General features: G+C 63.2%; 10 protein-coding genes. 2 read left to right on the top strand and 8 right to left on the bottom strand.

Translation table 11 applies throughout. The features are described from left to right. From AAXE93_RS01770 to AAXE93_RS01760, 3 genes are all read right to left on the bottom strand, one after another. The gene (locus AAXE93_RS01770; protein WP_250396894.1) at positions 1-729 is read right to left on the bottom strand and encodes a response regulator transcription factor; all 729 of its coding nucleotides are present in this window, start codon (positions 727-729) and stop codon (positions 1-3) included. Between the two features lie 121 nt (positions 730-850). Continuing rightward, the gene (locus AAXE93_RS01765; RefSeq protein ID WP_006850033.1) at positions 851-1,270 is read right to left on the bottom strand and encodes a hypothetical protein; all 420 of its coding nucleotides are present in this window, start codon (positions 1,268-1,270) and stop codon (positions 851-853) included. Positions 1,271-1,341: 71 nt separating this feature from the next. Next, complete coding sequence (locus tag AAXE93_RS01760; protein ID WP_390127598.1) at positions 1,342-2,991, bottom strand: ABC1 kinase family protein; 1,650 nt, start codon at positions 2,989-2,991, stop codon at positions 1,342-1,344. A gap of 50 nt (positions 2,992-3,041) precedes the next feature. Here AAXE93_RS01760 and AAXE93_RS01755 point away from each other — a divergent pair, with 50 nt between their 5' ends. Next, positions 3,042-4,445: an aminotransferase class I/II-fold pyridoxal phosphate-dependent enzyme gene (locus AAXE93_RS01755; RefSeq protein WP_390127596.1), complete on the top strand. Its 1,404-nt coding sequence runs from the start codon at positions 3,042-3,044 to the stop codon at positions 4,443-4,445. A gap of 84 nt (positions 4,446-4,529) precedes the next feature. Then, the gene (locus AAXE93_RS01750) at positions 4,530-5,396 is read left to right on the top strand and encodes a phosphatidate cytidylyltransferase (protein WP_390127594.1); all 867 of its coding nucleotides are present in this window, start codon (positions 4,530-4,532) and stop codon (positions 5,394-5,396) included. A gap of 6 nt (positions 5,397-5,402) precedes the next feature. Here the strand turns inward: AAXE93_RS01750 and AAXE93_RS01745 are convergent, their stop codons facing one another. From AAXE93_RS01745 to rimI, 5 genes are all read right to left on the bottom strand, one after another. Continuing rightward, entirely contained in the window at positions 5,403-6,023 is a 621-nt protein-coding gene (locus AAXE93_RS01745; RefSeq protein ID WP_186513069.1) for a DUF2993 domain-containing protein, read from the bottom strand. Continuing rightward, on the bottom strand, positions 6,016-6,882 hold the full coding sequence (locus AAXE93_RS01740; RefSeq protein WP_390127591.1) for an alpha/beta fold hydrolase: 867 nt from the start codon (positions 6,880-6,882) through the stop codon (positions 6,016-6,018). Before AAXE93_RS01740 ends, AAXE93_RS01745 begins: the two co-directional genes overlap by 8 nt. Beyond that, positions 6,879-7,979, bottom strand: coding sequence for an iron-containing alcohol dehydrogenase family protein (locus AAXE93_RS01735; RefSeq protein WP_390127589.1), 1,101 nt, complete (start codon positions 7,977-7,979; stop codon positions 6,879-6,881). The genes AAXE93_RS01740 and AAXE93_RS01735 overlap by 4 nt, the downstream gene beginning before the upstream one ends. Next, a complete protein-coding gene (locus AAXE93_RS01730) occupies positions 7,979-10,519 on the bottom strand; it encodes an ATP-dependent Clp protease ATP-binding subunit (RefSeq protein ID WP_390127587.1) in 2,541 nt (846 codons plus the stop codon). The genes AAXE93_RS01735 and AAXE93_RS01730 overlap by 1 nt, the downstream gene beginning before the upstream one ends. A 176-nt stretch (positions 10,520-10,695) precedes the next feature. After that, on the bottom strand, positions 10,696-11,211 hold the full coding sequence (gene rimI / locus AAXE93_RS01725) for a ribosomal protein S18-alanine N-acetyltransferase (protein ID WP_390127585.1): 516 nt from the start codon (positions 11,209-11,211) through the stop codon (positions 10,696-10,698). Between the last annotated feature and the right edge of the window lies 1 nt (position 11,212).

Raw genomic sequence — 11,212 nt, 5'->3', positions numbered from 1 at the left:
TCAGCCGAAGCGATACCCGAAACCGCGAACCGTACGGATCAACTGAGGCGATGAGGGCTCCTGCTCAACCTTTTCCCGCAGCCAGCGGATGTGAACATCCACGGTTTTGGTGTCACCGATGAAGTCGACACCCCAGATTTTCTCCAGCAGCTGATCGCGACTCCAGACGCGCTTGGGGTTCTGAATGAACAGCTCGAGGATCTTGTACTCCTTGGGGGAGAGGGTCAAATCCGTGCCATCCCGGGTGACCCTGCATTCACTGGGATACAGGCACAGGTTGGCGTGAGTGAAGGAATGCGGTTGGGAGGGCGACGTCTCCGATTGACTGGATCGCCGCAGTAAGGCCCTGCAGCGGGCTACCAGCTCGCGCAGCCCAAAGGGTTTGACCAGGTAATCGTCGGCGCCCACCTCAAGCCCCAGCACCCGATCGGTCTCACTGTCTCGGGCGCTGATCACCAGGATCGGGGTGGTGTTGTTGATGCGACGGAGCTCGCGGCAAAGGTCAAGCCCCCCCAAGCCGGGGAGCATCAGATCGAGCACGATCAGATCCACCGGATCTGAAGTTTCAGCGGTGATCAGATTTAGGGCTGAGGCGCCATCGGCGCAGGTTTGCACCTCAAAACCTTCCGCGCGCAGGGCCTCTCCGACTGTTTCCCGGATGCTGTCGTCGTCTTCCACCACGAGGAGACGACGGGTGGAGACAGCCGCAGACAGGGTTGTCACGTCCATGAGGCGGGAGCGCATCCATTCTGACCGAGGACGAAACCCGACAAAGCAGAACAGCGGCTTCGCTTAATGGCCCAGATCCCAGAGAAACAGGCCCGGCGAAACAACGCTCAGAAGAAAAGGCTTAGAAGAATTCGTCGAAGTTGTCGAAATCAACCGCTTTGAACTTGCCCGCTTCCACCTGCTGCATCAGGCGCTCCAGCTGAGAGAACAAGGCACCACCGGTCAGCAGCGAGAGCAGCAGGGCCACCAGCAGGGCAGCGCCAGAGGCAAACCCGAAGATCTGAAGGCAGCAGCCGATGAACAGGGTTACCCCGATGAGGGTGCCGGCGTAGCTGAGGTTGATCTCGGCAGTCCCCAGAGGCATCAGGGGGAGTCGGTCCTGCTTCCAGCCATCCAGTTTGTTCTGCACCTGACGGCCGAAGGTGAGGCCGCAGAGCACACCCATCAACAAACCGATGCCCGCCAGCAGGTAGGGGGGCTGGGGCAGGGTCATCATCTGGAGCAGCTGCTCAAGCTCCTGGGCGCTGATCTCCTCAGGCATCGACGCCGATCTCAAAGAGCTGAGACCTTAGCGGTGGGTTCCACAATCCCGCTGGAATCGTGATCTCAGGATCACGCTGCCGCCAACGGGTTGAGGCGCTGCAACAGGCCGCCGGCCAGACGCCCTGGGCCGAAGGTGCGACCCAGCAGGCCGAACAGGGCACGCACGTCGTCGGTGTGCAGACGATCGTCACGGATCAGCGTCATCAGCAGACGTTTGCGCAGGTCGGCACCATCTCGGCTCAGCAGCAGCCGCAGACCTGCCCCAGCCACAGGGATCAATTCCTTCCCAGGAGCGGGAGCGTCCTGACCCACCACATCCAGCAAGCTTTCCAGCCGATCCAGGCGCAGGCGGCCTGATTCATCAAAGATCACCTCCAGCAGCTTCTCGCGCATCTCGCTGGTGTCACCCGCCAACAGTCGACGGGCCACGTACGGATAGGCCACAGCAATGATTCGGAAGTTCGGATCCAGCCGCAAGGCAAGGCCTTCCTGGCTGACGACGGCCCGGATGATCAAGGCGAAGCGAGCCGGAACCCGGAAGGGGTAATCGAACATCAGCTCCGAAAAACGGTCGGTGATCGCCTTGAAGTTGAACGATCCAACCGAGTCGCCGAGGCTACCGCCGAGCACCTCTTCAAGGGCAGGAATGATCGGCGTGAGATCGGCCGTGGGGCTGAGAAACCCGAGGGATTGGAAGTCCTTGGCCAACCCGGAGAAGTCACGGTTGATTAGGTGCACCACAGCACCGGTGAGGGTGAGCCGGTCGCTGTCGCTGATGGAATCCATCATCCCGAAATCGACGTACCCCACATGGCCGAGATCGCCGGTGCGACCCGGCAGGGCGAAGAGATTGCCGGGGTGGGGGTCGGCATGGAAATAGCCGAACTCCAGGAGTTGCTGCAGGCCGCAGATCACGCCGGTGCGGATCAACGCCGTTGGGTCAAGACGCTGGGAACGCAGCTCCTCGCTATCGCGCATCTTGGCGCCATCGATCCAGGTGGTGGTCAGCACCCGGGTGGAGCTGAGCATCCGCTCCACCTTGGGGATGTAGACCGCATCGTTATCTGCAAAAAGCGCCGAAAACCGCTCGGCATTGGCCGCTTCCAGGCCGTAATCGATCTCCTCGAACAGGCTGCGGCCGAATTCATCAATGATTCCGCCCAGCCCGAAACCGAGGTTGAGCGGCAGCAGCGGCGCCGTCATCACCCCCAAAGCCCGGATCAACACCAGATCCCGGCGCAGGATGAAGGTGAGATTGGGCCGCTGCACCTTCACCGCAACCCAGTGCTGGCCCTGCAGACGGGCCTTGTACACCTGGCCAAGGCTGGCGGCGGCGATCGGCGTGTCGGGAAACTCCTCAAACAATTCCTCGGCCGGCGCACCGAGTTCCTCGCGGATGCAAGCCAGGGCGGTGGAGTGGGGAAAGGCCGGCAGATCGTCCTGCAGGCGTGTCAGTTCCTCCAGCCAGTCCCGACGCACCAGATCAGGTCGGGTGGAGAGGGCCTGCCCCAATTTGATAAAGCAGGGCCCCAGACCCGTCAGGGTGTTGAGAATGCGACGCGCCAGCCCCTGCTGAACGGCGGGGTCATTGCTGCCTCCACGCAGCAACAGCACCAGCACCAGCCCCGCCAGGGACCACATCACCTGAACAAGGCGCGGAATGGCGACCCAGGGACGCAGCAGAAGCCAGCCGAGATCCCGCCCGGGGTCGTAACGCATCGCATCGCGCTGAGTACAGAGAGAGACTTTAAGGAGATCAGGGGGATTTGATGGCGCTTCTGCCCCAGCTCACCCGTCGCCTCGCTCAGCCCCTGTTTCTGCCGGCCCACGGACGGGGGGCTGCCCTTCCGGATGGACTGCGTCAATTGCTGCGACGCCGCGCCGGCGTCTGGGACCTGCCGGAACTGCCAGCCCTTGGCGGTCCGCTCGAGGCGGACGGCGCCATCGCAGAGAGCCAACGCTCCGCTGCGGCAGCGATGGGGGTGGCGCGCTGCTGGTATGGGGTGAACGGGGCCACGGGGTTGCTGCAGGCCGCACTGCTGGCCATTGTCCGGCCCGGAGAGCGAGTGCTGCTGCCCCGCAACGTGCATCGCAGCCTGATTCAGGCCTGCGTTCTTGGGGACCTCCGGCCTGTGCTGTTCGATCTCCCCTTTCAAAGCGACCGGGGCCAGCCGGCACCGGCGGATTCGGCCTGGATCGAACGGGTGCTTCAGGCCCTACCCCGCGATGGAGCCCCCATCCGTGCTGCGGTTCTGGTGCATCCCACCTACCAGGGCTATGCCAATGACCCAACGGCGGTGATCCAGCGGCTGCAGCAACAGGGCTGTTGCGTGCTGGTGGATGAAGCCCACGGCTGTCATTTCGCCGCTGGGGTGGACCATCCCCTCCCCCCCAGCGCCCTGCACTGCGGCGCTGATCTGGTGGTGCATTCCCTGCAGAAGTCGGCTGCAGCACTGGCGCAAACAGCGGTGCTCTGGATGCAGGGGGAGCGTCTGGATCCCGTGCGCGTGGAACGCAGCCTGGGCCTGCTGCAAACCACCAGCCCCAGTGCGCTGCTGCTGGCCTCCTGCGAAGAAGCCCTTCAACACTGGCAGCGGCCCAAGGGGCGCCGTCAGTTGCTGCGGCGGCTGCAGGAGGCTGAAGCGCTCGCCAATGGCCTGCGCCACAGCAGCGTGCCTCTGCTGAGCAACCAGGATCCGCTGCGCCTGATCCTGCACACGGGGCAGGCTGGCATCACCGGCCTGGATGCCGACGATTGGTTCCTGCCCCGCGGTTTGGTGGGCGAATTACCGGAGCCAGCCAGCCTCACCCTCTGCCTGGGGCTGGCACGCCATCGAGGGCTGGGACGGCAGATGCGACACCACTGGCAGAACCTGCTGCGGAGCTTCCCCGATCGCCCTCCCTTGCCAGCCTTCGAAGCCCCACCGCTTCCGCTGGTCACCTCCCCAGCCCAGTCACCGACCCAGGCCTGGACGGCGGAGCATCAACAGGTGGCGTTGAAGGATGCGGAGGGGTGCATCGCGGCTGAATTGCTGTGCCCTTACCCACCGGGCATCCCCCTGCTGATTCCCGGCGAACGGCTGGATCGCCAGCGACAAAGCTGGCTCGAACGCCAGCAACTGTTCTGGGGAGACCAGATCCCAGACGCGCTGACTGTGGTGAGTGGGGGCTGAGCTGGGACAGCAAAGGTGGCCTCAAGCCTCGAGATCACGGCCAACAGCGATTGATAGTGTGAATCCAGGACGCCTCCAATCAGCGTGATCCGTGAGGTTGTCCTCGATCAGAGCCAAGCACCAGCGGCCCGAGCAGCCCTGCGCAAGCGGTTGATCAGTGGCCTCGGTGTGGGGGGCTTTGGCCTGCTTGTCGTGAGCCTGGGGGGCTGGTGGTTCACCGCCGCGCTTGGGGGAATGGTGCACCTTGGCCTGCTGGAGTTCTTCCGGATGGCGCAATTCAAGGGAATTCGCCCCGCCACCAAAACCACCCTGGTGGCCTGCCAACTGCTGCTGTTCACCACCCAGTGGGCGATCCAGGGCGGGCTGCCGGCTGATGTGGCTCACGCTGTTCTGCCGCTCTCTGGAGCCGCCATCTGCGGTTGGCTGCTGCTGCAACCGGTGACGGGTTCCATCGCCGACATTGCGGCATCGATCTTCGGGCTGTTCTACCTGGGTTTTTTGCCCAGCCACTGGCTGAGTCTGCGCGGTTTGGACAACGGTCTGGAGATCACGCTGTCGGCCTGCCTGATGATCGTGGCCACCGACATCGGCTCCTGGGCCGTGGGACGGCGTTACGGGCGACGGCCCCTCTCACCGATCTCCCCAGGGAAAACCATCGAGGGGGCGATCGGGGGATTCATCTCGGCCATGCTGATCGGCCTGATCTGCGGCCAGCTGATGGGCTGGGCGCTGCAAGGCCTGCCGGGCCTGCTGCTGGGGGCGCTGATCGCTCTGTTCGCCCTGGTGGGAGACCTGACGGAATCGATGATGAAACGCGATGCAGGCGTGAAGGACTCCGGTGACGTGCTGCCCGGCCATGGCGGGATCCTGGACCGGATCGACAGCTATCTGTTCACCCCAGCGGTGGTCTTTTACGCGATCGCTTTATGCCAACCGCTGTTGGCCCCATAAGCAGCGCTATGGGGTGACGCTGGCCTGACCTTTGAGGGCCAGCTGGCCCCCCGCCAGCTGCACCTGCTCGATTCGAATGGCGGGGTCCATCGGCAGCAAGGTGCGCGGTTCATCGGCGGTCTCCGGCCGGAAGCACAACGTTCCCTGCTCCGCATTGAGGCGGAAGCGACGGCGAACAGGGTCTTGATGGGCCGCGACGGGTACCTGCAACTCGAGCAGATCCACGTCAATGCGCAGCGCCCCCAACGGGCTGAGCCCCATCAACTGTTCAGCCATCCAGTCCCCGAGCCAGCGCCAGGGTTCGGCCAGCAACGCGCTGTTGAGCTGACGGCCGTTGAAGCTCACCTCGCCCGCCACCTGGAACGGCTGCTTCAGGGCCAGCATCTGACCGGGACTGAGCAGCTTCATGTCCACCGCAATCGAACCGCTGCGCAACTCAACATGCTGCAAGGGCAGCCCCTGGAAACAGGCATCCCTCGCCGTGAGGGTCACACCATCCAGACGCCCCCGCAGCAATGACCAGCTGGAGCCGTTCAGGGCCAGTTCGAGGCTGCCGATGCTGTCGCATTGGCTGCGAATCCACAGGCGCAGGGCCCCTGCCAGCACATTGAGAACGGGATCAGCCATGGGTCAACAGCGCCTGACACCGCTCAGCCACCTTGCGGGGCTGATCGATATGGGGGAGATGGCCGCAGGAGGGGAAGGTCTCCACCGGCTGATCCAACAAGGCCTGAAGCGCCTGCTTCTGCGGTGCACGCAGAATCCGATCGTTGTCACCCCAGATCACGTGCAGTGATTGAGAGGGGAGTGGAACCCCACATCCGGCAAAACCACCGCTGCGGGCGAAGGCCGCCAAGGCCTCTGCCCAGCCGGGGCATTGCAGGTGCAACGAGGCGATTTGCTCTTCCGGAGCACCCACATCCGCATCGGGATCAGCGAAAGCCTGGCGACACAGCCCCCGCCGAACGCCGGGACGACCCAGGAACCAGGCACCAAAACGATCCAACAGGGGCGGAACGGGCATCGGACGCCCCGTGAGACCGGCAGGAGCCAGCAGCAGCAGAGAAGCCACACGCTCGGGATGACGCCGGGCCAGCTCCACGGCTACGGACCCTCCCATGGAGGCCCCGATCAGGCTCAGGGGAGCGTCCGTGGGAAGCCGCTCCAGCAGGGCATCGAGATGCCGCAACACAGCCTCTGGCCCGTAGGTCAGGCCCCGGGGACGCGGCGAAAAACCAAAACCGAACAGGTCGGGGATGAACAGCTGAAAGCGATCGGCCAGGAGGGGAGCCAGGCGCCGGTATTCGAGAAAACTGCTGTCGAAACCATGCAGCAGCAACAACGGTGCGCCCTGGCCGAGCACAGCCACCGGGAACGGATCATCCACACCCAGACCTGGCAACGTCCACCACTGCACCTCAGCGGCCAGGCACTCGGCCTGCGGGTCAAGCAGAGCCGGCCGCAATTGATCCAGAAGCGTCTTCAAAGGCTGCTGGGGCTGAGTTCGGCAGCGCCCACAAGGGCCTCCAGCAAAGCACCAGGCGTCACAGCGAAAGGCAAATGATGCAGATCGGAACCCTCGCGGCAGGCGAAGCGGCACACCTCCTGCAACTCACTGAGGCTGGCCTGCGCCAGACCCAGATCATCAAGGCTGACGGGCAAACCAAGCTGCCGCAGCAACGGCAACAGCTGGCGGTGTGCCTGGCCTGCAAGCCGGTTGCCGCCCAGACGTTCCTCCAGGCGAAGCTGCACAAGAATTCCGAAGCCCACCTTCTCGCCATGCAGAACGTGGTGACAAGCCTCCAGCTGGGTGAGGCCGTTGTGAACGGCATGGGCCGCAACAGTGCGGCAACGGGCACCGCCCAGTCCCCCCATCACGCCAGCAGTGAGAGCACAGGCTTCGGCGGTGCGCACCCAGGCTTCACTGTCTGGATCCTTCAGCGCCGTAAGGCTGTCGATCAGCAATTGATCCCGCAGCACCCGTGCCATCTGCACGGCCTGCTGCACCAGGCCATCGCTGCTGTCGCCGCTGCTCACCGAGGCTTCGTACCACTTGGCAAGGGCATCAGCGACACCGCTGGCCAGCGTGCGGGGTGGGGCCAGACGCACCAGGCCGTGATCGAAGACAAGAAGATCAGGACAGCGATCAAGGGCCACATCCCCTTCGAAAGCACCCTGAGGGGAATAGATGTTGGAGAGAGCCGTCCAGCCGGCACAGGTGGAGGCGCTCAGTGGAACAGTGATACAGGGCAGGGAAAGGCGATGGGCCAGCAACTTGCCGGCGTCCAGCACTTTTCCGCCCCCGGCAGCCAGAACGGCGTCACAGCCATGGGCTTCAGCAGCCACCCTCTGGAGATCCTGCTCACAGCAGTCGAACTGAAGCTGAGCCTGAAGAGGTTGGAGCCCATGGGCCAAGAGATCCGACACCAAACGCTGTCGCTGATCGGCAGTGGAGGCACTACGACCAAGCACCAGCGGACGTGAACAGAGAGATTTGATCTGAGGCAAGGCCTCATCCCAGGCTCCATCCCCCCGCAAGACGCTGGAGGGGGCAATGGAGTGGGACGAGATGGATCGAACCATCAGACGCTGGCACCGGCGAGTTGCGGTGCCGTGTCCACCTGACCTTTGTGACGGACCACCACCTTCTTGTTCTCATCGACATCAACTTCGGCGTGGTCGCCGTCCTTGATCCGACCCGACAGCACCTCTTCGGCGAGGGAATCCTCGAGAAGGCGCATGACGGCCCGGCGCAGCGGACGTGCGCCATAGGCAGGGTTGTAGCCCTCCTCCACCAGGCGCTCCTTGAAGGCGTCGGACACGGTCAGGGTGATGCCCTTCTCGCCCATGCGGCCAAAGACCTCCTTGAGCATGATCTCGGCGATCTCCTTGACCTCGTCGCGGTTGAGCTGGCGGAAGACAATGATTTCGTCGAGACGGTTGAGGAATTCAGGCCGGAAGTACTGCTTGAGCTCCTCATTCACCAGGGAACGGATCCGGGTGTACTGAGACTCCTCAGCGCTTTCACCGGAGAACTCGAAGCCGAGGCCGCCGCCACCCTTCTCGATCACCTTCGAACCGATGTTCGAGGTCATGATGATCAGGGTGTTCTTGAAATCGACCGTGCGGCCCTTGGAATCGGTCAGACGGCCGTCTTCCAGAAGCTGCAGCAGCAGGTTGAACACATCGGGGTGCGCCTTTTCGATTTCGTCGAAGAGCACCACGGTGTAAGGCCGGCGACGCACCGCCTCGGTGAGCTGACCGCCTTCGTTGAAGCCCACGTAGCCCGGAGGCGAGCCGATCAGCTTGCTGACCGTGTGGCGCTCCATGAATTCCGACATGTCGAGGCGGATCATCGCCTCTTCGCTGCCGAAGAAGTAGGTGGCCAGAGCTTTGGTGAGCTCGGTTTTACCCACACCGGTGGGGCCGGAGAAAATGAAGCTGGCGATCGGGCGGTTGGGGTTCTTCAGACCGACCCGAGCACGGCGGATGGCCTTGGACACCGCCTTGACGGCTTCGTCCTGACCGATCAGGCGCTTGTGGAGGGTTTCCTCCATGTTGAGCAGCTTGACCGACTCGCTTTCGGTGAGCTTCTGCACCGGAACACCGGTCCAGGAGGCGACGATCTGGGCGATGTCCTCCTCGTTCACCATCGGTGAGCTGTCTGAAGCAGGCACTTCAGTTGCAGCTGTTTCACCGGATTCAGAGGTTGCGTCAGCCTTGACCTCGTCCTTGTTGGCCTGAAGCAGTGAACGGATCTGCTCCCGCAGTTCCACTTCCTTCTCACGCAGTTCACCGGCCTTGGTGAAGTCCTGATCGCGAACGGCATCTTCCTTTTCCTTCTGGACGGAACGCAGTTCCTTGTCCACCTCCTTGGCCGCGGGGGGCAGCTTCGAATTGAGCAGACGCACGCGGGAACCGGCTTCATCGATCAGGTCGATGGCCTTGTCGGGCAGGAAGCGATCCGAGATGTAGCGATCGCCGAGAGTTGCGGCTGCCACAAGGGCGTCGTCGGTGATCTTGAGGCGGTGGTGCTGCTCGTAACGCTCGCGCAGGCCACGAAGGATTTCGATGGTGTCGTCAATGGACGGCTCACCCACATTCACCGGCTGGAAACGGCGCTCCAGGGCGGCGTCCCGTTCGATGTGTTTGCGGTACTCGTCGAGGGTGGTGGCACCGATGCACTGCAGCTCACCGCGGGCGAGGGCCGGCTTGAGGATGTTGGCGGCGTCGATCGCCCCCTCAGCAGCGCCTGCACCGATCAGGGTGTGCACCTCGTCGATCACGAGGATCACGTTTCCGGCCGCCTTGATCTCCTCCATGATCTTCTTGAGGCGCTCTTCGAACTCACCTCGGTACTTGGTGCCGGCCACCAGCAGACCGATATCCAGAGTCAGGACGCGCTTGTCTTCAAGGATGTCGGGAATGTCCCCCTGCTGAATGCGCTGGGCCAGGCCCTCAGCAATGGCGGTCTTACCGACACCGGGCTCGCCGATCAGAACGGGATTGTTCTTGGTGCGACGACCCAGGATCTGGATGACGCGATCAATTTCGTTGTGACGCCCCACCACCGGATCAAGCTTGGCCTCGGTGGCGAGCTGGGTGAGGTTGTTGCCGAACTCGTCGAGGGTGGGGGTTTTGGTGGATCCCTTGGCACCGCCGCCACCGCCGCCGGCGGAGACTTCAGCGGTTTCACCCAACATGCGAATCACCTGGGTGCGCACCTTGGCCAGATCGACGCCAAGGTTCTCCAGCACACGGGCAGCAACACCTTCGCCCTCACGGATCAGGCCGAGCAGCAGGTGCTCTGTGCCGATGTAGTTGTGGCCGAGCTGACGGGCCTCTTCGAGAGACAGCTCAAGGACGCGCTTGGCACGAGGAGTGAAGGGGATCTCAACAGCGACAAAGCCGGATCCACGGCCGATGATTTTTTCAACTTCAACCCGGGCATCCTTGAGGTTGACCCCCATGGACTTGAGCACCTTGGCGGCAACCCCCGTTCCCTCGCCGATCAGGCCGAGGAGGATCTGTTCGGTACCAACGAAGTTGTGACCAAGTCTGCGGGCCTCTTCCTGGGCCAGCATGATCACCTTGATGGCCTTCTCGGTGAAGCGTTCAAACATCGCTGGGCCAATGCAGTGATGTGACCAAGCTATCAGGGTTGAGGGACTGCTGCGAGTGTTCGGTTTGTTCGGTCACTTTCCAGTCTGAGACTGGCCTGAAGCGCACAAAAAATAACAATGAATCCCACAAGATTCACCGCTTTTTTTGTCTCCCAGGGACGGGAAACCGAACAACTTCAAGCCGCCGACGTGGGCGACGGCGCTGACGGGATGCGACACCACTGAATGAGGGCGTCGCGACCATCGGAGTAGTACCCGGAACGGGTGCCTGCGGTGCGGAAACCGGCTTTGGCGTAAAGCGCCAGAGCGGCAACGTTGTCGCTGGCCACCTCGAGGGTGGCGTGCACGGCACCGTGCTGTCGTGCCCGTTGCAACAGTGCTTTCAAAAGCACACCTCCATGGCCGCTGCGACGCCTGTCGGGATCCACAGCCACCGCCGTGATGTGAAGTTCATCGGCCACCATCCAGCCGCAGGCCACCCCCAATAGGGCTTCGGGCTGCACAAGACCGATGCAGAGGCGCCGGGGGTCGTCCAGCTCACGCCGCCATTGCTCTGCGGTCCAGAGGCCGTTGAGAGCCCGTTGATCCAGTACCTGACAGGCTTGCTGCCAGGACGGGTCAAGGCGCAGGATCTGCGCAGTCGGTCCGCCCCCTGCAGGGTCGATTCCTAGATTGCCCTTCGACGCCGCCACT

It is taken from the genome of Synechococcus sp. HIMB2401 (assembly GCF_042883245.1).
In the GTDB taxonomy this organism is placed as follows: Bacteria; Cyanobacteriota; Cyanobacteriia; order PCC-6307; family Cyanobiaceae; genus Parasynechococcus.
Note: the sequence above shows the minus strand (reverse complement) of the source record. Positions and strands in the feature narration are given on the sequence as shown.